23 protein-coding genes and 1 pseudogene are annotated in these 22,867 nt (G+C 72.1%); 9 read left to right on the top strand and 15 right to left on the bottom strand.

Annotated features, from left to right (window positions below):
* Positions 1 to 9 precede the first annotated feature (9 nt).
* Entirely contained in the window at positions 10 to 783 is a 774-nt protein-coding gene (locus tag GUY61_RS14050) for a polysaccharide deacetylase family protein (protein ID WP_166630474.1), read from the top strand.
* Positions 784 to 913: 130 nt separating this feature from the next.
* Here the strand turns inward: GUY61_RS14050 and GUY61_RS14045 are convergent, their stop codons facing one another.
* The 7 genes from GUY61_RS14045 to GUY61_RS14015 all read right to left on the bottom strand — a co-directional run bounded on the left by GUY61_RS14045 (position 914) and on the right by GUY61_RS14015 (position 7,809).
* Positions 914 to 1,585 carry a response regulator transcription factor gene (locus GUY61_RS14045; RefSeq protein ID WP_166630471.1) on the bottom strand — a complete coding sequence of 224 codons (672 nt, stop codon included), beginning with the start codon at positions 1,583 to 1,585 and terminating at the stop codon, positions 914 to 916.
* Between the two features lie 9 nt (positions 1,586 to 1,594).
* Positions 1,595 to 2,857: a histidine kinase gene (locus GUY61_RS14040; protein WP_313896655.1), complete on the bottom strand. Its 1,263-nt coding sequence runs from the start codon at positions 2,855 to 2,857 to the stop codon at positions 1,595 to 1,597.
* Between the two features lie 559 nt (positions 2,858 to 3,416).
* Entirely contained in the window at positions 3,417 to 3,887 is a 471-nt protein-coding gene (locus GUY61_RS14035; RefSeq protein ID WP_166630469.1) for a hypothetical protein, read from the bottom strand.
* Positions 3,888 to 4,105: 218 nt separating this feature from the next.
* The gene (locus GUY61_RS14030) at positions 4,106 to 4,663 is read right to left on the bottom strand and encodes a GNAT family N-acetyltransferase (protein ID WP_166630468.1); all 558 of its coding nucleotides are present in this window, start codon (positions 4,661 to 4,663) and stop codon (positions 4,106 to 4,108) included.
* 461 nt (positions 4,664 to 5,124) lie between these two features.
* Positions 5,125 to 5,790 carry a hypothetical protein gene (locus tag GUY61_RS14025; protein WP_166630467.1) on the bottom strand — a complete coding sequence of 222 codons (666 nt, stop codon included), beginning with the start codon at positions 5,788 to 5,790 and terminating at the stop codon, positions 5,125 to 5,127.
* A gap of 280 nt (positions 5,791 to 6,070) precedes the next feature.
* Entirely contained in the window at positions 6,071 to 6,808 is a 738-nt protein-coding gene (locus GUY61_RS14020) for an SOS response-associated peptidase (RefSeq protein WP_166630466.1), read from the bottom strand.
* A 200-nt stretch (positions 6,809 to 7,008) separates the two neighbouring features.
* Complete coding sequence (locus GUY61_RS14015) at positions 7,009 to 7,809, bottom strand: HAD-IIA family hydrolase (protein WP_166630465.1); 801 nt, start codon at positions 7,807 to 7,809, stop codon at positions 7,009 to 7,011.
* Between the two features lie 186 nt (positions 7,810 to 7,995).
* Between GUY61_RS14015 and GUY61_RS14010 the strand changes: the two genes are divergently transcribed.
* The 3 genes from GUY61_RS14010 (at position 7,996) to GUY61_RS14000 (ending at position 11,616) form a co-directional block, all read left to right on the top strand.
* Entirely contained in the window at positions 7,996 to 8,622 is a 627-nt protein-coding gene (locus GUY61_RS14010; protein WP_166630464.1) for a TetR/AcrR family transcriptional regulator, read from the top strand.
* Positions 8,619 to 10,274, top strand: coding sequence for an acyl-CoA dehydrogenase family protein (locus tag GUY61_RS14005; protein ID WP_166630463.1), 1,656 nt, complete (start codon positions 8,619 to 8,621; stop codon positions 10,272 to 10,274). The genes GUY61_RS14010 and GUY61_RS14005 overlap by 4 nt, the downstream gene beginning before the upstream one ends.
* A 187-nt stretch (positions 10,275 to 10,461) precedes the next feature.
* A complete protein-coding gene (locus tag GUY61_RS14000) occupies positions 10,462 to 11,616 on the top strand; it encodes a glutathione-independent formaldehyde dehydrogenase (RefSeq protein WP_166630462.1) in 1,155 nt (384 codons plus the stop codon).
* 150 nt (positions 11,617 to 11,766) lie between these two features.
* On the opposite strand, the gene GUY61_RS13995 is transcribed toward GUY61_RS14000, so the two are convergent.
* A complete protein-coding gene (locus tag GUY61_RS13995) occupies positions 11,767 to 13,098 on the bottom strand; it encodes a hypothetical protein (RefSeq protein WP_166630461.1) in 1,332 nt (443 codons plus the stop codon).
* A gap of 479 nt (positions 13,099 to 13,577) precedes the next feature.
* The gene (locus tag GUY61_RS13990) at positions 13,578 to 14,102 is read right to left on the bottom strand and encodes a hypothetical protein (protein WP_166630460.1); all 525 of its coding nucleotides are present in this window, start codon (positions 14,100 to 14,102) and stop codon (positions 13,578 to 13,580) included.
* 190 nt (positions 14,103 to 14,292) lie between these two features.
* On the opposite strand from GUY61_RS13990, the gene GUY61_RS13985 reads away from it, so the two are divergent.
* On the top strand, positions 14,293 to 15,492 hold the full coding sequence (locus GUY61_RS13985; protein ID WP_166630459.1) for an acyl-CoA dehydrogenase family protein: 1,200 nt from the start codon (positions 14,293 to 14,295) through the stop codon (positions 15,490 to 15,492).
* A gap of 141 nt (positions 15,493 to 15,633) precedes the next feature.
* Here GUY61_RS13985 and GUY61_RS13980 read toward each other — a convergent pair whose 3' ends face one another.
* The gene (locus GUY61_RS13980) at positions 15,634 to 16,797 is read right to left on the bottom strand and encodes a PP2C family protein-serine/threonine phosphatase (protein ID WP_166630458.1); all 1,164 of its coding nucleotides are present in this window, start codon (positions 16,795 to 16,797) and stop codon (positions 15,634 to 15,636) included.
* Between the two features lie 171 nt (positions 16,798 to 16,968).
* Here GUY61_RS13980 and GUY61_RS13975 point away from each other — a divergent pair.
* A pseudogene (locus tag GUY61_RS13975) lies at positions 16,969 to 17,121 on the top strand (nitrate reductase); the annotation flags it as partial.
* A 115-nt stretch (positions 17,122 to 17,236) separates the two neighbouring features.
* Entirely contained in the window at positions 17,237 to 18,553 is a 1,317-nt protein-coding gene (locus tag GUY61_RS13970; RefSeq protein WP_208105960.1) for a hypothetical protein, read from the top strand.
* Between the two features lie 100 nt (positions 18,554 to 18,653).
* Here GUY61_RS13970 and GUY61_RS13965 read toward each other — a convergent pair whose 3' ends face one another.
* A complete protein-coding gene (locus tag GUY61_RS13965; RefSeq protein WP_166630457.1) occupies positions 18,654 to 19,439 on the bottom strand; it encodes a LysR family substrate-binding domain-containing protein in 786 nt (261 codons plus the stop codon).
* 71 nt (positions 19,440 to 19,510) lie between these two features.
* On the opposite strand from GUY61_RS13965, the gene GUY61_RS13960 reads away from it, so the two are divergent.
* Complete coding sequence (locus tag GUY61_RS13960) at positions 19,511 to 19,915, top strand: DUF5997 family protein (RefSeq protein WP_166630456.1); 405 nt, start codon at positions 19,511 to 19,513, stop codon at positions 19,913 to 19,915.
* 102 nt (positions 19,916 to 20,017) lie between these two features.
* On the opposite strand, the gene GUY61_RS13955 is transcribed toward GUY61_RS13960, so the two are convergent.
* The 3 genes from GUY61_RS13955 to GUY61_RS41165 form a co-directional block, all read right to left on the bottom strand.
* Positions 20,018 to 20,218: a DUF5988 family protein gene (locus GUY61_RS13955; protein ID WP_166630455.1), complete on the bottom strand. Its 201-nt coding sequence runs from the start codon at positions 20,216 to 20,218 to the stop codon at positions 20,018 to 20,020.
* Positions 20,219 to 20,389: 171 nt separating this feature from the next.
* Positions 20,390 to 20,848 (bottom strand): ATP-binding protein, encoded by a 459-nt coding sequence (locus GUY61_RS13950; RefSeq protein WP_243766443.1) that lies wholly within the window; start codon positions 20,846 to 20,848, stop codon positions 20,390 to 20,392.
* A gap of 158 nt (positions 20,849 to 21,006) precedes the next feature.
* The gene (locus GUY61_RS41165; RefSeq protein ID WP_166630454.1) at positions 21,007 to 21,384 is read right to left on the bottom strand and encodes a nuclear transport factor 2 family protein; all 378 of its coding nucleotides are present in this window, start codon (positions 21,382 to 21,384) and stop codon (positions 21,007 to 21,009) included.
* Between the two features lie 169 nt (positions 21,385 to 21,553).
* Here GUY61_RS41165 and GUY61_RS13940 point away from each other — a divergent pair, with 169 nt between their 5' ends.
* Positions 21,554 to 22,558: a YafY family protein gene (locus GUY61_RS13940; protein ID WP_166630453.1), complete on the top strand. Its 1,005-nt coding sequence runs from the start codon at positions 21,554 to 21,556 to the stop codon at positions 22,556 to 22,558.
* A gap of 152 nt (positions 22,559 to 22,710) precedes the next feature.
* Here GUY61_RS13940 and GUY61_RS41160 read toward each other — a convergent pair whose 3' ends face one another.
* Positions 22,711 to 22,827, bottom strand: coding sequence for an LAETG motif-containing sortase-dependent surface protein (locus GUY61_RS41160; protein ID WP_279576800.1), 117 nt, complete (start codon positions 22,825 to 22,827; stop codon positions 22,711 to 22,713).
* Between the last annotated feature and the right edge of the window lie 40 nt (positions 22,828 to 22,867).

Raw genomic sequence — 22,867 nt, 5'->3', positions numbered from 1 at the left:
GTGGGCACGGTGGGGCGTGGCAGACGGGGATGGAACGGCCGGGCGTTCGCGGCGGCGGTCGGGGTGACGGCGGTGGCAGCCGCCGCGTCCGTGTGGACCGCGCAGGCCGGGCCCGTCGCCGGACGGCCCGCGCCGGCGGGCGCTTCTGCGAGTCCGTCGGACGAGTCCCACGGCCGGCGGGTGTCGGCGGAGATCGTCCACGCCTCGGACGGCGGCGCCCGGGGCGTCAACATCACCATCGACGACGGACCGGACCCCGTGTGGACGCCGCAGGTGCTGCGGGTGCTCCGGGAGAACGGCGTGAAGGCCACGTTCTGCATGGTCGGCACGCAGGCCCGGGCCTACCCGGACCTGGTCAAGGCGGTGGTGGCGGACGGGCACCGGCTGTGCGACCACACGATCTCGCACGACACCACCATGGACACCAAGTCCGAGGCCTACCAGTCACAGCAGATCCTGGAAGCCGAACGCATGATCATCGAGGCGTCCGGGGGTGTCCGGCCGCTGTACTACCGGGCTCCGGGCGGCGCGTTCACCCCGTACAGCCGCCGTCTCGCCGCCTCCCACGGCATGCGGCCGCTGGGCTGGAACGTCGACTCCAAGGACTTCGAGCGTCCCGGAAAGGACGCCATGGTCGCCACCGTCAAGAACGAGATCTCCAACGGCCCCACCGTCCTCTTCCACGACGCGGGCGGAGACCGTTCCCAGACCGTGGCCGCGCTCCGCGAGGTCCTGCCGTGGCTGAAGGAGCAGGGGTACTCCTTCGGATTCCCGGTGCGCTGAGCACGGCCGCCCGGCCCGGCGCCCGCGGCATCCCGGCGCCGGTCTCCCCTCCCCCGCCCGGAGCCGGGCCGGCGGACTACCGGCCGGAGCACCGGGATCCGGGACCGTGGCCGGAGGGCCGGAGGGCGGATCAGACCGCTGGGCGGCCCGGGACCACCAGACCCGTCTCGTAGGCGACGACGACGGCCTGGGCACGGCTGTCCAGGTCGAGTTTGCTCATCGTCCGGTTCAGGTGGGTCTTGACCGTCGCCTCACTGATGAAGAGCTTCTCCGCGATCTCCGCGTTCGACAGCCCCCGCGCGGTCAGCCGCAGCACCTCGCGCTCCCGCCCGGTGAGCGCGCCCAGACCGGCGGGAGTGTCCGGGACCGGTTCCGAGCGGGCGACGTACGCCTCGATCAGCCGGCGCGTGACGGTCGGCGCGAACAGCATGTCCCCGCGGGCGACGGCCATCACCGCGCCGATCAGCTGCTCCGGGCCGGTCTCCTTGAGGACGAATCCGGAGGCGCCCGCGCGCAGCGCCGCGTACACGTACTCGTCGAGGTCGAAGGTGGTCAGGATCAGCACGCGGGGCAGCGGATCCGCTGCCTCCGCCAGGATGCGGCGGGTGGCGGCCGTACCGTCGAGAACGGGCATCCGGATGTCCATCAGGATCACGTCGGGCCGGGTGCGGGCCGCCGCGCGTACGGCCTCCTCGCCGTCCGCCGCCTCGCCCACCACCTCGATCCCCGGGGCCGCCCGGAGCAGTCCCACGAGCCCGGCCCGGATGAGGTACTGGTCGTCGACCACGAGCACCCTGGTCATGCCGGTGGGTCATCCCCCCGTCGGTTCAGTGGGCGCCGGTGCGGTGGGCAGGACGAGGCGTACGCCGTAGCCCCCCTCGGCCCGCGGACCGGCTTCCACGGTGCCGCCGTAGAGCTTTGCGCGTTCCCGCATACCGATCAAGCCATGACCGGGGCCCGGCGGGACATTGGCCGAAACCCGCCGGGTCTGCCGGCCGTCGTCGGTCACGCTCACGACGATTTCCCGCGGCCGGAAGTCGACGAGCACAGTGGCGCGCGCGGGGTGCGCGTGCTTGATCACGTTGGTGAGAGCCTCCTGCACCACGCGGTACGCGCAGAGTTCCGTGCCGGGTTCCAGGGGCCGTACGTCGCCCGAGAACCGCAGGTCGACGGGTACGCCGGCGGCGCGGACCCGGTCCGCGACCTCCGGCAGCCGGTCCAGACCGGGCATGGGGGCGTACAGCACCGCGCTCCCGTCTGCGGATGTGCTCCCCGGCCCGGTGTCCGTCCCCTCCTCCGCGTCGGCCCCCACGGTGGTGTCGGCCGTCTCGTCGGCGGAGGAACGCAGCAGCGTCAGCATCCGGCGCAGTTCGCGCAGCGCCTCCTGGCTGGTTTCGGAGATGGTCAGCAGGGCTTGATGCGCGGTGTCCGGGGAGGTGCGGAAGACATAACCCGCCATTCCCGCCTGCACGTTGATCACCGACATGTGATGGGCCACCACGTCGTGCAGCTCACGCGCGATGCGCCGTTGTTCCCCGGCGACCGCGCGGCGGGCCCGGTCCCCCTGCTCGCGCCGCAACTCGACGGCCAGCCGGGCGAGTTGCTCGGCGCGTTCGGCGGAGATCCGGGCCGCGATGCCGACGCGGCAGCCCACGGCGGGGAACACCAGCGCCTGGGCCACGCAGGCCGCCATGGGCTGCCCCGAGCGGATCCCCGCGTACAGCCATACGGCGCCGATCACCGCGGTCGCGGCGGTGGCGACGCGGGTCGGGCGTCGCGCGGCCACGGTGTAGAGCGCGAGGAAGGGGCCCGGGCAGTTCACAACCGGCCAGTAGTGGAGGTGGATGAAGACAAGCCACCCGGCGCAGGCGACCGCGAAGACGGCGAGCGGCGCCCGTCTGCGCGCCGCGATCGGCACGTTCACCAGACAGGTGAGGGCGGCGCCCTCGGCGTCCAGGGCGCGCCAGCCGGGGCCGGGTTCGGGCTGGCCGCCCAGCGTGAGGGCGACGACGAGGAAGGCCACGGCCAGCACGGTGTCGACCAGCCACGGTCCGGGGGCTCCGAGCAGGCGCACGACCGCCGGCCGCGTATGGGTAGGTGCTGTCGGCCGGTTCCGCGCCGCGACCCGCTCCCCGTGCGCGGGCCGGTCACGGGACGTCGGCCACCGTCCTTCGATCGTGAGCCTCCCTCTTTGTTCGACGCGCACGGAAGTGCATGCGGACGCGGACATGGACACGTCGCAGCGTAGGCGGGTCGGCGGGGACGGGGCGTCAAACGGCCGTGGTGTAAGGCGTACCGCGAAAGTTGCAGAGGGAACCCCGGTACCGCCGTAGTGCGGTGCGGAGTTCAACCTTCCGCGGGACGACCGCCCAGGGAGGCTCCCCTAGTTTTCCGGGTGAGCAGGACCCTGCAGGACCAGCCGCGAAGGAAGGGAAACATGCGCATGCCCGGTCGGCGCCTCACCGTGGAGAGGGCCTGAGGGCGGCACCGGGAGGACACGGGAGGACGAGGCAGCGCGGGAACGCGGACCGCGGGGCTGCGCACCGGCCACAGGGGAGTCGGTGCTCGGCCGGCGTCGGTCCGCCGTTCAAGCCTCGTTCCCTCTTCGTACCTTGTCTGTTCCTTCGGCGAGGTCAGTCCCACAGTGGGAGGCTCAGCACCTGCGGGAATCCGTCCGGCTTGTCATTGACGTATATGAGTTCCATCTCGGTGTAGTGCTGCAACTGCGGGTGCTTCGCCCACGGTTGCGGGTCCTCCAGCCGCACGATGACCGGGTACGAGTGGAACGTACCGGCCGCGCAGTAGGGCTTGCAGTCGTTCACGACGTTGATGCCCGTGGCCGTCGCCGAGTTCGGGTCCCACTGTGACCAGTCGAGCGATGAGAGGCGGCTGTTGCCGTCACCGCAGGCGAGCATGAAGTCGTCCGGGCGTACGTCCGCGTTCCAGAAGCAGTCGACGAGCACTGGCCGCACGCTCTGCTGCTTCACCGCGGGTGCGGTCTGCGGGGCGGCGGAGGCCGTCCCGAAGGCTGCCGTCCCCATGGCTGTTGTGAGCAATGCCGCGGCACAGAGCGTGACCGCCGTGTTGAAAGTATGTCTGCGCATGTCTGCTCCCAACTGCCTCTCGCAGAACCCCTGGTCCCGCGCTCGAGCTCTGCGCCCTGCGGGGGCCTGCCTGCGGGCCGGACACCGGGCGAGTGTGCCGCGGTCGCAGGCGATCGTCTCTGTATCGACGCTACGACCGCGTCAGTGAATGGGCCACCCGGAAGGAGCACCGCCACGCCCCGGAACGGCGTCGCAGCGGCAGGTCTCGTCCGCCGGGGTCACTCCAGGATCCAGCTGGAGATCCACCGCTCACGCACCGCGGGCCACTCCGGGGCGACCAGTGAGTAATAGACGGTGTCGCGCCACGATCCGTCCCCCCGCCGGCCGTGCCGGCGCAGCACCCCCTCGCGGATTCCGCCGATCCGGGAGACGGCGTCCTGGGACGGCAGATCGAGGCCGTCCAGCCGCCACTGCACCCGCCCGAAGCCGAGATCCTGGAAAGCGTGGCAGGCCAGCATGAAGTGGATCTCCAGGTGGGCCGCGGTACCCCACATTGAGGGCTCCACCCAGGCCCACCCGATGTCCAGGCGCTCGTCCGAGACCGAGATGTCCAGGTAGGCCACCCACCCCGACGGCCGCAGCGTCGTTCTCGGCAGTACGGTGAACACCACCGCCTCCCCCGCCGCCTGCTGCGCGAGCCGCTGCTCGACCAGAGCCTGCATCTCCGCCGGCGAGCCCGGTGGCGTGGTGGACAGCCACCGCCACATCTGCTCATCACCGCGCCCCGCCACGAACAGCGCCGGGGCATCACTCAGCGACAGCGGGACCAGCCGCACATATCGGCCGTCCAGCCAGACAGGGGTGGGAAAACGCGCTGCGATACCCGCACAGTAGGTCCGAGACTCATGGCAGGCAAGCAGACCTCGCAGGCCACGGCACGCACCCCGTTCCCCACGGCTCACCCGGGGAGGAGTATCACGCGCGTGATCGTGAAAGCATCATGCCCGGCTGGACAGCACGGCGGCGCGCCAGGGCGCCCTACCGCCCATGGGCCTCTCGCCGCGGCAGCGGGCCGACATCGGCATGACACTGTCCGGGGGACCGGGACCGCCTCGTGCGGCCAGTGCGTCGGCGACCGCGCCGGTGGCGAAGGCGTACACGGCCTTGTGGACCCCGTCCGCCAACAGTTCGCAAGGCGGTGCGGCAGTGGTGCTCCCTGGCACCCGCTGCCGCCGTCCCGTGAAGCAGGGCCTTGTGGGAACGCCGGATGGGCCACGAACGGCTGATCGGCCCGCCCTCACGCCCGGCGCCCGCGAGAGGGCTCGGGCTCCGGGCCCAGGGCCACCGTCGTGGTGATCCGTGTGACAGCGGGTTTCCGGGGCGCGGAGGCGAACCCGAAGCGGACGGCGGGCTCGACGGGGGCCATCACGCCGAGGTCGTCGCCTTCGAGGACCGCCGTCACCGTGGTGATCGGCCGCAGGTCGTGTGCGCCGTACCACTCGCGGCGGCCGCCGCCGGCAGTGCCCCGGGTCCGGACACCGGACAGCAGCAGGCGGGCGGGGAGATCCGTCAGCGTGCTCCATGCCGGCCGTCGGGCGAGCGGGCCGGGCACGGCACGCAGGAGAAACCCCAGGGGCCCTCGCCGGCCGGTGGTGAAGCGCAGATCGAGCGGCCCGGCCCTGACCGTCCAGGTGCCTGCCGCGACGCGCACGCCGACCGGCACAATGCGCACCGTGTCGAAGTTGTAGGTGCGGACGATGAAGTCCGCCGTCTCCCGCGTGGGTGCCAGCAGCAGGCGTTCCCCGTTCGCTCGCTCCAGCATCACGTCGCTGAACGGCCCGAACGGCGATCGCTCCCAGTGACCCAGCACGACGCGTGTCCCGGACGAGGTGCCCGTCCCCGCGATCCAGCCTTCGAAGCGCAGCCGCGCGGGGCGTGTGGCCCTGCCTCGTTCCCGGCTCATACAACCTCGGGGTGCGTCATCCGGGGTCACGGGAACCGGCCCGCGGGGCGAGGGTCCCGGGGAGGCCCACCGCGGTGGCCGGCGTCGCAACTGCCCGTTCCGCCCGACTGCCCGACGGTCTGTTCCTTGCTGGTATTGGTCATGGGGCTGCTCCGTTCGGGCCCGGAGGGATGCCTCGCACCGCCCGGCCGCAACCAGACGGCCGGTCACCGGCCGGGTACCCCGTCGCTGACGCGCAACCGGGGCCGCGTGCCGGGCGGGGCCGTCGGCGGGGTCACGGTCACGGAGCGGGTACGGCGTCCAGCAGCTGCGGGCCGTCGTTGCGGACGTTGTTGACGGCGGTGGAGACCGGCCGGGCGTCCAGGTGGCCGTCGGCGGGAGTGATCAGCAGGGTGCGGAGCCGGTCGGTGTCCTGCTGGGCGGGGTCGAGCCAGGCGTCGTAGTCGGCTTCGGAGACGGCCAGCGGCATGCGGGGGTGGATGCGGCCCGCCGCGTCGGTGGCTTCGGTCGTGATGATGGTGCAGGTCGTCCACCAGGCCGCCGGGTCGTCCTTGTCGGGGACGCCGGGGTCGCGCCAGAACTCGTACAGTCCGGCCAGTGCCATGACCCGGCCGTCCGCGGGGTGGATGAAGTAAGGCTGCTTGCGGCTCCTGCGGTCCCCGGTGGCGGGAAGGGACTGCCATTCGTAGAAGCCGTCGGCCGGGAGCAGGCAGCGCCGGTTCGCGAACGCGCGGCGGAAGGCGGGCTTCTGTTGGGCGGTCTCCATCCGCGCGTTGATCAGCCGGGAGCCGATGCCGGGGTCCTTGGCCCAGGACGGCACCAGTCCCCAGCGCAGCGGCCGCAACTGCCGGGTGACCGTCTGCGCGCCGCGCGGGACGCGTTCGAGGACCGCCCACACCTCGTCGGTGGGCGCCACGTTCCAGCTGGGCGCGAGGGTCTCCGACGGCCTGACCTCGGTGACGCGGAAGAGAGGGGCCAGCTCCTTGGGACTGCGGGTGGAGACGTATCGGCCGCACATGGATACCACTGTGCCACTCGGGAGTGTCCGTGATGACTGTGGCTGTCTTCGCCGGCCGGATGATTCGCCCGGGTGCCGCACGTCGGCGCGACCGCGGCTGCCGGCACCTGTCCTCGTCCCGCGCCGGCGTCCCGCACCGGCAGGCCGCGCCGCAAGAGGCAGGGGCGCCTCGCCGGGTGCGGGGGGCCGGTCGGTGCGCCTCATCGGGTGAGGCGCTCCAGCAGTCCGGGCAGATCGGCGACGGAATCGATGACGTGGTCGGGAGTCCCCGGGGCGTCGCGGTGCGTCCTGGGCAGATACTTGCCGGTCTTCACCAGCACTCCGGTGATCCCGCACCGCTGGGCGGCGAGCACATCGGCCTCGATGTCGTCCCCCACCATCAGGGTCTCGGCGGGCCGGGCCCCGGCGCGGGAGAGGGCGGCCGAGAAGAACGCCTCCGCGGGCTTCCCGGTGATCTCCGCCTCCACGCCGGCCGCACGTTCCAGGCCCGTCAGGAACGCCCCGCTGTCGAGGTCGAGTCCGTGTCTCGTGCGCCAGTACAGATTGCGGTGCATCGCGACGAGCCGGGCCCCTTGCTGGAGGCGGTGGAAGGCCCGGTTCAGCGACCGGTAGCCGAATTCCGGTCCGGCACCGCCGACGAGGACGACATCGACCGGATCCTCGTCGTCCTCCCCCACGAACGTCACCCCCGCTCCCGCCAGATCCTCGCCGATGTCACCGCTGGTGAGCAGCAGGCCCCGGGCGCCGTCGTAGTTCTCGGCCAGGTACGCGGCCGTGGCCGAGGGTGCGGTGAGCACGTCGTCCGGGCCGATCGGAAACCCGGCGTCGGCGAGGGTCGCCGCAATGGACGCCCTGGTCCGTGAGGTGGTGTTGGTGACCAGCACCGGCTCGCAGCCCGCCGTCCGCAGGCGGGTCAGCGCCTCCACCGCTCCGGGCAGCGGCTTCCAGGACACGGTGAGTACGCCGTCGATGTCCGCGAGTACCGCACGCACAGGTGTCATGAGCCGACATTATCCGCCCGTCACGGCCGTCGCCCGAGCCGATCGCAAGCCCCCTCCGTTGCCCCAACTCCGGCTCCTCAGCGGGCCGCGGATCCACGACGACCTCTTGCCACGAAGCTCTGGATCAGGATTCGATTGTCTCCCAAAGATTGAATTCGGATTCAGAACTTCGCGAGGAGAGGCTTCGTGCCCTACCGGCCGACGGAGACCACCCGGCGCAACGCGGAACTCAAGCGGGCGGGCTTCCTGCGCGCGGCGCGCTCGCTCGTGGCCGCCAAGGGCTTCGGCGGCGCGACCGTCGCGGCCATCGCCAGGGAGAGCGGGGCAAGCGTCGGGTCGGTCTACTCCTACTTCGAGAACCGTGAGCACCTGCTGGCCGAGGTGTTCCGCAGTGCCGCCGACCACGAGCTCGCGACGGTGCGTGCCGCGGTCGCCGACGCCGGCCCCCGGGCCACCGACCGGCTGGGCGCGCTGATCCGCACGTTCGCCGGGCGAGCCCTGCAGGGCCGCACCATGGCCTGGTCGCTGCTCTTCGAGCCGGTGGCCTCCGCGGTGGACGCGGAACGGCTGGTCTACCGCAGGTCGTACACGGAACTGGGTGAGGAGATCGTCCGCGACGGCGTCGCGGACGGCGCGTTCGTCGCCCAGGACGCCGCCCTCGCCGCCTCGGCGGTGATGGGAGCGGTCTCCGAGGCACTCGTCGGCCGCCTCCACCCCCGGCAGCCGGCCGGGCACACCGCGTCGGACGACGACATCGTCGAAGGCATCCGCATGTTCTGCTTCCGGGCTCTGGGCGCGAAGGAGACACGATGAGCACCACCCACGAAGTCGTCAATCAGGCACCCCCTCGGGCCGGCCTCAACGAGTACCTGATCAATCCCGCGCTGACCGAGGCCGTCAAGCGGTACGACGCCCAGTGGGCGGCCGACCGTCTGAGCGCGGTCGGCTCCCTGGTCGGGCAGGCCGGCTTCCAGCGGGACGCCGAACTGGCCAACACCAACCCACCGGTCTTCTCCAGCCACGACCGATGGGGCCACCGGGTCGACGCCGTCGAGTTCCACCCCGCCTACCACCGGGTCATCGGCGCGGCAATCGAGCACGGCGCGCACACCAGTTGCTGGTCCGCCCCCCGGCCCGGCGCACACGTCGCCCGGGCGGCCACCTTCATGCTGTTCTCGCAGATCGAGCCGGGGCACGCGTGCCCGGTGAGCATGACCCATTCCGTCGTCCCCTCGCTGCGGTTCAGCCCGGAGCTGGCCGAGACCTGGCTCCCGCGGGTCTACTCCCGGGCCTACGACCCCGATCTGCGCGATCCGGCGACCAAGACCTCGGCGATCTTCGGTATGGCGATGACGGAGAAGCAGGGCGGTTCCGACGTCCGGGCCAACACCACCCGCGCGGTCGACGCCGGTGACGGCACCTACCGGCTCACCGGGCACAAGTGGTTCTGCTCGGCGCCTCAGTCCGACGCGTTCCTCGTACTGGCCCAGGCCGCCGGCGGTGCCTCCCGTCACGGCGGACGCGGCGGAGGCCTGTCCTGCTTCCTGGTGCCACGGGTCCTTCCCGGCGGGGACCGCAATGTGTTCCGGATCCAGCGGCTGAAGGACAAACTGGGCAACAAGTCCAACGCCTCCTCGGAGATCGAGCTCGACGGCACCGTCGGCTGGCTCGTCGGCGAGGAGGGTCGCGGGGTGCGCACGATCATCGAGATGGTCGGCCAGACCCGGCTGGACTGCGTCCTGGGCAGCGCCGCCGGTATGCGGCAGTCCGTCGCCGAGGCGGCCTGGCACGTCCGGCACCGCAGTGCCTTCGGCGCTCTGCTCGTCGACCAGCCCGCGATGACCGCGGTGATCGCGGATCTGCAGCTGGAGGCCGAGGCAGCCACATGGACGGCGCTGCGGCTGGCCGCCGCCTACGACAGTGACGACGACGAGTCGGTCGCCTTCCGCAGGCTGGCGACCGCCGTCGCGAAGTACTGGGTGTGCAAGCGCGGGCCCAACCACGCCTACGAGGCGCTCGAGTGCCTGGGCGGGAACGGCTACACGGAGGCCTTCCCGCTGGCCCGCCGCTACCGCGAGCAGCCGGTGATGGCCGTCTGGGAGGGGTCCGGCAACGTGATCGCCCTCGACGTCCTGCGTGCCATGGCCCGCGAGCCGCAGTCGGTGGAGGCCGTCGACCGCGAACTCGCCTCCGCGCTGGGCGAGTACCCCGCCTTCGACGCGCACGTCGCCGCCACTAGGGCGCTCCTCGGGCGCGCCGCGGCCGACCCGGCGGCCGGCCCCGCCCTGGCCCGCCGGGTCGTCGAGGCACTGGCGCTGGGCCTGCAGGGTGCCGTGGTGATCCGGGAGGCTCCGGCCGCGGTCGCCGCCGGCTTCGTCTCCGCCCGGCTCGGGGAGGACCGCGGTCTCGAGTACGGCACCCTCGACCCCGCACTCGACCTCGCCGCCATCGTCGCCCGCGCCTGACACCGGCGGCGTGGGCGCAGGCGCGGGTTGCGACCTACGTCGTACAGGCGTTCCCTGGAAGTACCAGGCGGTGATGCGAGAGCACCCGGGGCCACCGCACGGACCGACGGCCCGCCGTCCCTGTGTGCCCCGGTAGCGGTCCGTATGTCACCGCCGTCGTCCGGCGTTCGACGCGGAGGTGGCCCAGGTGAAAGCCGTCGTCTATGAGAAGCCCTTCAGTGTGACTGTGAGGGAGGTCGACGATCCACGGATCCAGCACCCGAACGACGTGCTCGTACGGGTCACGTCGAGCGCGATCTGCGGATCGGACCTGCACATGTACGAGGGCCGCACGGCGGCCGAGTCGGGCATCGTCTTCGGACACGAGAACCTCGGCATAGTCGAGGAGGTCGGTACGGGCGTGACCTCCCTGTCCGAGGGGGACCGCGTCGTGATGCCCTTCAACGTCGCCTGCGGATTCTGCAAGAACTGCCTCGCCGGGAGGACCGGTTTCTGTCTGACGGTCAATCCCGGCTTCGCCGGAGGAGCCTACGGCTACGTGGCGATGGGCCCCTTCATCGGTGGCCAGGCGGAACGGCTCCGCGTGCCCTACGCCGACTTCAACTGCCTCAAGCTGCCGCCGGGCGACGAGTTCGAGACCGATTTCGTGCTGCTCGCCGACATCTTCCCGACCGGTTACCACGGATGCGAACTCGCCCAGGTGTCCCCCGGCGAGAGCGTGGCCGTCTTCGGCGCAGGACCGGTGGGGCTGATGGCCGCCTACTCCGCGCTGCTGCGCGGGGCTTCGAAGGTGTTCTGCGTCGACCGGGTGCCCGAGCGGCTCGCCAAGGCCGAGGAGATCGGGGCCGTCCCCATCGACTTCACCAAGGGCGACCCGGCCGCGCAGATCAAGGAACAGACGGGCGGAGAGGGAACCGACAAGGGCGTGGACGCCGTCGGCTACCAGGCCCAGGCACACGACGACACCAGCCACGAGGAACCCGCCGTCGTCCTCAACACGCTCGTCGAGACGGTGCGGCCGACCGGCATGCTCGGTGTGCCGGGTCTGTACGTGCCCTCGGACCCGGGCGGCCCGGACGAGCACGCAAAGCACGGCCAGCTGCTGGTCTCCATCGGCAGGATGTTCGAGAAGGGTCAGCAGATGGGCACCGGCCAGTGCAACGTCAAGCGCTACAACCGCCAGCTCCGTGACCTGATCATCGCCGGGCGCGCCAAGCCCAGCTTCGTGGTCTCGCACGAGCTGCCGCTGGAGCAGGCGCCGCAGGCGTACGAGAAGTTCGACAAGCGGATCGAGGGCTACACCAAGGTGGTGCTGCACCCCGGCCACGCGCTCGCGGCGTGAGGAACGGGGCCGGGCACACGCTGCCCGCCGCCCGCGGCGATCCCCCCGGGCCCCTCGGCCCGGGGGGATCGGTCATGCGCTTCACCGGCGGCCCGACGGGTTGCGCCGGCGCCGTGCGGGCCCGGCCCCGTACCCGTCCTCCGCCCCGGTTCACTTGGACTGCCGCCAGTCGGCCGTACAACCGGGCAGGGCGAACGAGGCGATGCGGGTGCGCCAGTCTCCCCCGGCCGTCAGGTACTGGTTGGTGTACCAGAACGTGCAGTCGTCCACGGGGTCGACGGCCATGGAGGTGTAGTCGCCCCATCGGTTGCTGTCCGCCTGCGGTCCGGCACTGTTGCGCACCGTGGTCTCGCGCAGCGTCATGAGGCCGCGCGGGTCGTACGCCAGACGGCCGGTCACCCGGATCGAGGGGTACGTCGTGGCCGACGACCGGGAGTACCCGAGGGCGATGCCGCCCTCGCGGTCCTGGGCGACCGACCCCATCCACCGGTAGGTGGAGTCGGGGGCGTAGGTGCCCTGCTGGCGGACCGCCGGCTTCCCGTTCTTGAGCCGCAGCTCGTACCAGCGCTCCCCGACCCCGCCGCGGGCGTCGACGGCGTGGTTGACCACCAGGGACTGATGGGCGCCGAAGTTGCGGTAGGCGAGCCGCTGCATCAGCCAGTACGAGATCGAGTCCAGCTTCTGGTCGGTTCCTCCCTGCGGCACGCACTCCTCCGGGTTGGCGCCGGCGCAGGCGGGCGTGAACGGAGCCACCCCCACGTACGAAGGCCCGGTCAGCCTCGACCGTGCCGGCCGCTCCCAGTCGACGTGGAACTTCCAGAACAGCAGATGCCGGTTCGTGGACGCCGGACTGGTCACCAGGTTGGGTGTTCCACGGGGCGGCGGCATGGAGCCGTCGAGGTCGGAGGCGAGCAGGTTCGACTCCGTCTCCACCTCGAAGCACTGCTGGCCCGCCTGTGCGCCGGTCAGCATCCTGGCCCTGTCCAGCGCGCACACCGTCTGGGGATTCTGGGTGTTGTACGTGATGTAGTACGCGTCCGGCCACACGGACAGCTTCGGGTAGTCGTTGAACTCGGCGTACTGGAACGCGTAGCGGTGCCACTCGCCGGTGGCGTCCTCGCCGCGGGAGACCGCAAGGCATTCGTAGAACTCGCCGGTCTCTTGGTTCACCGACATCTGGGTGATGATCCACCGGTCGGCCAGGGTGTCCCAGCGCACGACGGGGTCTCCGTCGTTGCGGGTCTCGCAGGGGCCGCCGAAGCCCGACCACAGGGTGTTGAGCGGAGTCGGCGGGAGAAGAGCGGCTCCGGTCTTGGAGTACACGGCGAACCGCACGTTGACGGTTTCGACGATCTGGGTGGTCCCGGCCGCGGCATTCGGGTCCGGGGGCAGAATGCCGTTCTCAGGGATCCCCTCGAAGTTGGTCCTGAGGCGGATTCCGGGACGCCGACCCTGGTCGCGCTGCAGGGTGGTGTCGGACACTTGAGGGGATGTGTGCGGCCACGTGCGGCCCGGACTGGCCGGACGGTCCGGCTCGACGTGCCGTGCGGTGCGCATGGAGCGCAGCGGACGGGACGTATCGTGGTGTACGGCGGGACCGGAGTCGTCGGATCTGTGCACCGCTCGGTGCCGGTCGGGTTCGGGTGTGCTCGCGGCCCGCGCCGTCACGCCGGTCGTCGCAGGGATGAGCAGTGCGGTGGCGAGCAGCGTTCCGACAGTGTGGACAGCTCTCAAGACGTCTCCTCGAGGCGCGTGGAGCCGGCCCGTCAATACCCGTCGCGGGCAACGCCCTTCGTGTGCACAGGCCCGCCAGCCGCCCTGCGGCCGCTGCCGCGTCCCACCCGCGTCGCCGGGAAGTCTGTGACCACGGCATTGCGTCGGACGGACGGGCCGGGCTGACTGTTTCAGGCACCTCAAGAAGTCACACTTCGGGCACGGAGGAAAACCGGTATGACTGCCTATCATCCGAATGCCGGAGGGTGCTCATCCGCTCGGCAGTCCGCGGTGCCCCCGCCCGGGCGCGTCCTGCGCCGCTCGTCCGCCACGGCGACGGAGGGCTCACGCCCGGGCGCGGCGAACCAGGAGGCGGACGGTTTCCTGCCAGAGACGTTCGGCCGCGTCCGCGCCGAGGGCGTGGGGGCGACGCCGCTGAGGAAGTCGCCGGGGGCTGTGACGAGGCGGGCCTCGTTGCAGTCCTCGAAGCAGTGACCGCTCACACCCTCGACGGTGGCTGGAGCGGCGAGAAGCACCGACGTGGCCGCGCCCTGTTCGGGAGTCTTCCAGCCCGGGGGGATCGGCGGTTGCTCACCGCTGTCGTCCAGCGCGCCGAAGGACCGCAGCTGGCCCTCGTCCAGGTGGCGCTGAAGGTTCGTCATGATGCCGCCGGGATGCAGCGCGTCGGCGGTGATGCCGTCGGCGGCCCGCTTCCCGGCCAGGGCGACGGTGAACAGATGTTCGCGGTCTTGGACTGGGCGTAGGCGGACCACGCCTCGTAGGGCCGGTGCTCGAAGTGGATGTCGTCGAAGACGACGGGTGACATCAGGTGCGCGGCTCGCTGTGCACGTCACCCGGCTCGGCCCACCGGCTGCCGGACGGCACGCTTCCGCGATTGACTTGGCAGGCAACGGCAAGCGAGGAACGGCGAACAAAGCCGATCACCCTAGGGAGCGTTGACGAATGACCGACCAGCTGACCACCACCGCCTCCGGCGGCCTGCACGTCAGCGAGGAGTTCGGCCCTCTGCTCACCCGGCTGGACGACATCGGACCACTGATCCGCCGCGAGGCGCAGGCGGCCGAGGCGGCCGGCCGGCTCACCCCGGCCGTCGTCCAGGCCCTGCACGACAGCGGCGTGTTCCGGATCTGCATCCCCCGGTCGCTCGGCGGCTACGAGTTCTCACCCCGCCAGGCCATTCAGACCGTCGAGAGGGTCAGCCACCACGACGCCTCCACGGGCTGGATCGTGCACGCCGTGTATGTGTGCTCCGGCACGACCGCGGCGTACGTCGGCGAGGAGGCCGCGCAGAGCCTGTACGGCGACGGCCGCGTCACGCTGGTCGCGGGCCAGGGCACCCGGCCGGGCACCGCCGTCCGGGTCGACGGCGGCTACCGGCTGAGTGGATCATGGTCCTTCGCCTCAGGCATGCACCACGCCGACCACCTCCACAGCGCGGCGGTGGTCGAGCAGACCGGGCAGGTGCTCATCCTCATCCAGCCGAAGGAGCAGGCCACCCTGCTCGGCAACTGGGACGTCATGGGGCTGCGCGCCACCGGCAGCATCGACTACCGCCTCGACGACGTCTTCGTCCCCGAGGCTTACGCATACGACATCACGACCACGGAGCCCGTCAGCGGCGGGGCGCTGTACCGGGTCGGCGTCTGGAACATCGCCGGTATCGCCCTGACGGGCTGGGCTCTCGGGGTCGGCCGCCGGGCCCTGGACGAGCTGCGGGTCCTCGCCCGGCAGAAGTCCGGTGCCCCCGGCGCGACCGTCGACTCCGCCGAGTTCCACGCCGACTACGCCCGCGCCGAGATCGCCCTCCGCTCCGCGCGCGCCTGGGCCCTCGAGGTCTGGGCCGGCATCGAGACCGCCCTCGACGCGGGCGGCCGGCCCAGCACCGAGCAGGAGACGCTCGCCCGGCTGGCCCTGATCAACGCCACCAGGACCGGGCAGAGCGTGTGCGCGACCGCGTACAAGTGGGCCGGTACCGCGGCTCTCCGCGACGGTGACCTCCAGCGGGTGTTCCGCGACATGCACGCCGGATGCCAGCACATCACCTCCGGCCCCGCCGTCCTGCACCACTCCGGGCGCCACCTCGCGGGCCTGGCCCCCGACGACGCGTACTGGGTCTTCGGCGAGCTGACCGGACCGAAGTGACCTGACCGCAGCGAAGTGACCCGACCGCAGCCGCAGTCCGGGCCGTGCGGCGCAGCCGGCGCCGTACGCCCGGAGGGCGTGGCGGCGTCCGGTGGGGCGCCGCATCGGTGAGCCATTCACACGCCGCCGGAGAAGCCCGGTTCACACACCGGACGCGCCGGGCGGTCCGCCCACCCGCGCCGGGTGTTCCCGCGCCCGGCTGCCGGTGCTTCGTACCGCGAGGGCCGCGATGTCGTCCTCGAGCGTGCCACCGCTGTAGCGGACCAGGTCCCGGTGGAGCCGGTCGAGCAGTTCGCGGGGCGGTGCCTGACCCTGCCGGCCCGCCCAGTCCGCCAGCGGGAAGAACTCTCCGGCGCGGTCCCGTGTCTCCGTCACGCCGTCGGTGTAGAGCAGCAGCTGGTCGCCCGGGACGAAGGCAACGGTGTCGACGCAGTAGTCGCCGCCGATGAGCGGCGCGAGTTCCAGAGGAGGTGAGGGGGTGGAGGGCTCCAGGACGCGGGTCCTCCCCTCGTGCACGAGCACCGGCGGGGGGTGCCCGCAGTTCAGCAGCCTCACGTGGCCGCCGCCGTGGGGGATCTCGGCGACCAGGGCGGTGGCGAAGTGTTCCGGCCGGTCCTGGGCGGCGTACGCGGTGCTGTGGCGGGTCATGCTGGTCTCCAGGCGCCGGGCGACCACTCTCAGGTCCGGCTCGTCGAACGCGGCCTCCCTGAAGGAACTGATGACGGCCGCCGCCGCCCCGACCGCGGGCAGGCCCTTGCCGCGCACGTCGCCGATGAGGAGCCGGACCCCGTACGGCGTGTCGGCCGCCTCGTAGAAGTCACCACCGATCCGGGCCTGCTCCTGGGCCGCCAGGTACAACGACTCGATCTCGACGTCCGCGATGCGGGGCGGCAACGGGCGCAGCAGCACCGCCTGGGCCGCATCGGCTACGAGCCGGACATGGAACAGGGTCTCTTCCCGCTGGAGCCGTACGTGGCTCGCGTAGGCGGCCGCCAGGGTGACCGCGACGATGGCGGCCGCCGTGTAGGGCGTGCCCAGGTCGGTGTAGACGAAGCTGAGACCGATCATGACCAGCAGGCAGAACGCCCCCAGCAGGATCGTCGGGAGCACGCTCCACATCGCGGCGGCCAGCGCGGGTGCGGCGGGCAGCAGGCGGCTGATGGCGATCTCCCTCGGGGTGGCGAAGGCCAGCGCGGCGATGACGACCGTCAGGACCACTGGTGACAGCAGGGCAGCCTGCCATCGCCCGCCGCCGGGAGAACGACGACGCCTCAGCCACCCAGACATAATCACACAATTGATCATACCGGGAGGAAGTGGACATCGATTCTCCTGGGCGGCCGGGCAAGACACCCGGCCGGGTACCCGCGACCGGAAACCGGTGGCCACCACGCACCGGTACGGACAGTGCGGACGGAAGACTTCGTTGCCCCATGCACACACCGGATGAGGAGCCGTACGCAGGCCGCATTAGCATTGCCCGTGATCACCGGCTACCACGCCCTGCGCGCACTGGCGCCCGCACACCTCAAGACTCAGGAGCCGCTCCTGGACGCGGGAACCTCGACGTACGACCGGGAGACGGACGACCGCGAGACGGACGACCGGCCGCCGGTCGCCAAGTCGTAGGCGCGGCCGGAGTGGCCCGCCCCTGAAGACCGCGGCTTCCAGGGGCGGGCCGGGCGGTACGGGGGCGGCGGAAACACGTTGAGGATCCGTGCCGCCATACGTGATGATCTCCGGCATGTTCTCGCGCAGGAATCGCCGGCCGAAGTCCCCCGAACTCGTCAGGGCCTGGGAGTTGCTCGATGCCGGAGACGTTCCGGGGGCCCTGCGGTCGCTGCGGGCGGACGCGGCGGGTCTGCCGCCCGGAGAGGTGGCTCTCGTGGTCGGGAGGGCCGCCGAGACGGTGGGATTCGAGGACCTGCGGCAGGCCGCCGCGGCACTGGCGGCACGCCCCGGAAGGGCGCAGGAACTCTTCGACTTCGGGTACGCGTGCATCGAGCGCGGCCTGTCCTCCCTGGCGATCCCTGCCCTGAGCGAGGTGCTCCGGCAGAAGCCGGGCGCACTGACGGTGGTCCGTGAACTCGTGGCGGCGTACGAGCGCGAAGGCCGCCACGGCGAGGCCGTCGAGATACTCGCCCGGCACGAGAGCGACTTCGCCGACTGGCCTGACCGCTACCTCCTGGTCCACAACGCCATCATGGCCGGCGACCTCGTCCTGGCCCGCCGCCAGCACTCGCTGCTGCCGGATCCGGCCGACCCCCAGTGGCTGCCCGCCCGGGCACGGCAGAGCCGCGTGCTCGAGCGTGCCTCCGCCGCCGCCCCGGCGACTCCCCTGGACCTCACCGACCTGCGCGGGTGGCAGTACGTGATCGGCGGCACGGTCCTCGGCATGCTCTCCCCCTTCGGATTCGACGCGGGGATGACGGGACGCTACGCCTGGCTGCAGGACACACCGGGCCAGTGTCTGCGGGGTCTGCTGCGGCTGCGCACGCTGCTGGAGGCCGCCGAGGTGCGCCCGCGTTCTGTGTCGCTGCTGCCCGACCGGGACAGCCGTGTCCTCGGTCTGGCCGCGGCCGGGGTGCTGGGGCTTCCGGCGGAGAGGTTCGCCCCGGGACGCGAGGACACCGTCGTCATCGCCTACGACCTGAACGGACTGACCCGGACGGAGCACGGCGCCGAGGTCTGCGGGCAGCTCTTCGACCGCGTACCGGGACAGGTGCTCCACGAGCACGCCGCTTCCTGGACCGACTCCCCGGCCGTCACCGCCGACAGCGTCGCCCTGCTGCACCAGTCGATCGTGGCGCCGTGGGGTGAAGGGCTGCGCCAGGGGGCCGACGGCGTCGAGCGAACGCCGGCCGACAGCCGCCCCGAGGACCGCATCGCCGACGACATCGTGCACGCGGACCCGTCGCCGGACGAGGGCGACGGTGACACTCCGACCGACCCGGACGAGGCATTCACCGGCTTCGTCACCGCCGTCCGCGACACCTGGCTGCGGGGTGACAGGTCCGCCCTGATCTCGTCCGGCCCGGTGCCCAGTTCCCGGTTCGCCTGACGTCGGCGGCGCCCGGGCTCCGCTCCGCCGGCGTCCTCCGGCCGCCGGACAGCAGCGGGCGTGCGGTACGCACCACCCGGTCGGCGACTCCGGGGAAGGGCTATGAGCGGCGGCGGGGGCGTTTGCCGCCCTTGGGGCCGCCGGACCCGCGGGAGCCGCCGCGCCCGCTCCCGCCGGTCTGCTTGCCCACCGGCTGCTGCCCCGCACCCTGCGTGCCGGGACGCCGGCGGCGGGCCTCCGGACTGCCCTGCTGCTGCGGCCGGACCGGCGTCGCGGGGCGACCGCGCGTGCTGTTGACGGTCCGGCCCCGGACGATTCCGATGAAGTGCTCCACGAGATCGGTGGTCCTGGACTCGGGCCACGACAGCGCGACGCGTGACTGAGGTGCGTCCGCGAGCGGCCGGTACGTGAGGTCCCTGCGGTGGTGCAGCCGGGCCAGCGACTGCGGGACGGCCAGCACTCCCACCCCCGCCGCCACCAGTTCCACGGCGTCCGCGGTCGTGGCGGGGCGCTCCCTGGCCGGCTGCCCCGGCGGGCTCTCCCAGTCCAGGGTGTCGTCCAGCGGGTGCAGCACGACGTCGTCCGCCAGATCCGCGGTGGTGAGCTCGTCGACCGCCGAGGCGATGTGGTCCTTGGGGACCACGACGACCGTCGTCTCGGTGTAGAGGGGAATCGCGCTGAGGTGTGTCCGGTCGACCGGCAGGCGTACGAAGCCCGCGTCGGCGCCGCCGGCGAGGAGCAGACCGGGCGCCTCCTCCGCGGGGACCGCCACGAGGGTAAGGGGGATGTCCGGAAGGCGCTCGTTCCAGATCCGCACCCACTTGGTGGAGGTCACTCCCGGAACGTACGCGAGCCGGAACGAGGGGGTTGCCGCCGAGCCTGTCACCCGGCCAGGCTACCGGTCGTGGTCGGCGGTCGTGGTCGGCGGTGGCTCACACGCTCGATACCCTTGGCGCCATGACGTCGCACCAGAGCACCCAGACGATGAAGCCCGCGACCGCGGCGAAGAAGCTGGGTGTGTACCTCGAAGCCACCCCTGCGGAGTTCCGGGAGGGCATGGTCTCGCGCGCCGAGTTGAACGCGCTGCAGTCCGAGCCGCCCCAGTGGCTTGCCGAGCTGCGGCGCAACGGTCCCCACCCGCGGCCGGTGGTCGCGGCGAAGCTGGGTGTGTCCATCGCGGGACTCGCGCGCGGAGGGGTCTCGGAGCCCCTGACCACGGAGCAGATCGACGAGCTCAGGAAGGACCTTCCCGAGTGGCTGCGGCAGGAGCGTGCCACCCAGGCCGAGGTGCGCAAGGAGGCGGCCCGCATCAGGGAGAGGAACGCGAGCCGGAGCGAGCGCACCGGCCGGCCGCGCTCCTGACACCCGTCTCCGCCCGCGCCGCCGCGGGCGGTGGGCGGGCTTCACCGCCGTCGTCCGCCCCGCACGCGGCCTCGCGACGTAGCCGCATGCCGATGTCCCCGGCTATTCGGCGATCTCCGTCCGTTCCCACCACGAGAACACGGTCACCCGCCCCTTCTCGGTGTCCTCGTGGCGCGTCGTGACCTTGTAGTGCTCGTATCCGCCGCGGTACGGCATCTTGATCTCGTCTCCTGGAGGAACGATCGGCACGATCTGGTCCCGCAGATCTTCCGGTCCGCCCTCCAGTCGTCCCAGGACAGCCATGGGTCGAGTCTCGCAGCGGAGGGCGGCTGCCGCATCTCGGGAGCACGGCCGGGCAGTCCCCCACCCGCCGGCCGGCGACGCGCGGTCCAGGGGCTCACCCGGCGGTGAGCCCCTGGACCGCGCCGTGGACCGCCGGAGGCGGAACCCTGCCCCCGGTGGCCCGAGGCCCGGTCAGGCCACCACGACGAGGTCCGCCCAGTGCGTGGCACGCCCGGTCTGGACGTGGTCCCCGTGTGCGGTGCTGACGAGATCGACGATCTCCAGGCCGCGGCCGTGCTCACCGTCGCGGCAGCTGGCCGCCCAGGTTCCGTGATGCGCTGCCGGGCCTCCGTCGATGACCTCCACCCGTACCCGCCTGCCGTATTCGTCCTGGCGCAGATGCAGGTGCAGGACCAACGGGGGACGGGCGTGTTCCACCGCATTGGTGACGAGTTCCGAGACCACGAGCAGCGTCGCTTCCGTCATCTGTTCGGAGGCCTGCCACCTGGCCAGGGACTCGTCCGCGATGCGGCGTGCCTGTGCGACGGCCTCCGGCCGGTGCTCGAGCATCCAGCAGTCCGCGCGCTCGCTCGCCACGGGCCCGGTGCAAAGGGCGGCAGGTACGCCGCCGTGCGTATGGATGGTGCCCATGACACCTCCTTCGTGCACTGTGTGACAGTCAGCACAACGGTCGGCGGCGCTGGAAGATTCCGCCGACCCGGGGCGGACACGGCGCGGTACGTCGTGTCCGCCTCAGGCACCGTCCTCCTCCGAGGCGGCGGTGCCCGCCGGGAAGGAGGGCGCGTGGGTCAGCCCTGGGCTCTCCCGGCGGCCTCCGCCGCCGGGAGGCGGTCGAAGACGGTGGTGATGTGCCGGATCCTGCCGTCCTCGACCGTGATGTGGTCCATGGCGCGGAAGTCCTTGGCCCACGGAGTGGCGCAGCTGTACACGACCGCGGCACTCGTCCCGTCCACCAGTACCTTCGTGACCGTCGCGCTGACGATCCGGTCGACGAACCCCTGGGTGAACGCGCGGTACGCGGCGACACCCCCGATCCGGCCCGCGGGTGCGTCGCAGACCATGTCGTCGGCCAGGTGGCTCATCGCCTCGTCGACGTGGCCGCTCGTCCACGCCTTCGCGTAGCCCTCGGCGACCCGCCTGACCTCGCTGCCCCGGGTTGCTGTCACAACGTTCCCTTCCGTGCTGTCCGGCCTCTGCCCGCGAAGCAGGCGCGGTGACGCGCGCCGTCCTCCCGGACGCCGGAGGCCGGGGGACGCCCCTGCGGCGGCCCCGGTGACGGATCCTCCCGGAGGTATATGACAACCTCCGTCATATAACCCGGGAATCCTTGGAGCCATGAAATCCGACCGTCTGCTCTCGCTCGTGCTGCTGCTGCAGACCCACGGCAAGCTGTCCGCCGGCGAACTGGCCGAGCGCCTGGAGGTGTCGGTCCGCACGGTCATGCGGGACGTGGAGGCCGTGTCCGCCGCCGGTATCCCCGTCTACACCGTGCGCGGACCGCACGGCGGCATCGCCCTGCTGCCCGGCTACCGCACCGACGTGACCGGCCTGACCTCGGACGAGGCACGCGCCCTGTTCGTGCTTCTCTCCGGCCGCGCGCACGCCGATCTGGGGCTGGGCCGGTCCATCGACTCCGCGTTGCGCAAGATCATGGCGGCGCTGCCCGCCCCGTTCCGGCCGGACGCCGATCTGGCCAGCCGCCGCATCCTGATCGATCCGGTGCGCTGGCGGGGCGGGCCGCGGCGCCCGGCCGCCGACCTCCGTGTGCTCCAGGAGGCGGTCTTCACCGACCGGCGCCTGCGCCAGCGCTACCGGCACGGTGAGGACGGCCGCGTGAGGTCCTACACCGTCGATCCGTACGGCCTGGTGAACAAGGCCGGCACGTGGTACCTGGTCGCGGACCACCGTGGCAGGCCCAGGCTCTTCCGGGCCGACCGGATCCTCTCCGCGAGTGTCGCCGACGAACCCGTACGGCGACGCGAGGGCCTGGAACTGGCAGCCGTGTGGGAGACACTGCGCCACCGCGTCGACCACGCGCCGGACCCGGCCCCCGTCACCGTCAGCGTCCGGCGGGAGATCCTCGGCAGGTTCCTGCGGATCCACGAGGCCGACGTCCCCGCACCGCCGCCCGTCAGCCCGCCCGCCGGCTCGGACGCCGCCCCGGGCACCGCCCCGGACCGGGTCCGCGTCGACATGCGGTTCCGTTCCCTGGGCGCGGCCGAGGCACTCCTCGCGTTCGGCGCCGACGCGGAAGTCCTCGCCCCCGCCGGGCTCCGCCGCACGCTGGCCCGCAGGGCAGCCGAGGCGGCCGCCCGCTACGCCGCCGGCCCGCACGGCTGATACGGCGGGCACGGACCTGGTCACGGGGCCAAGACGGCTCCGCCGGGGCGGTGGGCACGGATCCGTGCCCACCGCCCCGGCGGAGGTACCGGTCGAGGCTCTACGGCATGAAGGCGATCACAGTGATCACCCCTCGCGCCCGTGCCCGGGGGTCATGAGCGGCGGGTGCGACGGCCGGCCGCGTACACCGCCCCGGCTCCCAGGGCGACCACCAGGGCCGCGCCGCCCGCGATCATGCCGACGGGCGCGCTCGAACCGGTCTCCGCCAGCGGCGTCGTGCCGTTGCTCGGGGAGGGCTCGGGGGTGGCG

Source organism: Streptomyces sp. GC420 (assembly GCF_009916105.1).
GTDB lineage: Bacteria > Actinomycetota > Actinomycetes > Streptomycetales > Streptomycetaceae > Streptomyces.
This window is presented reverse-complemented; position numbering and strand designations above follow the sequence as displayed.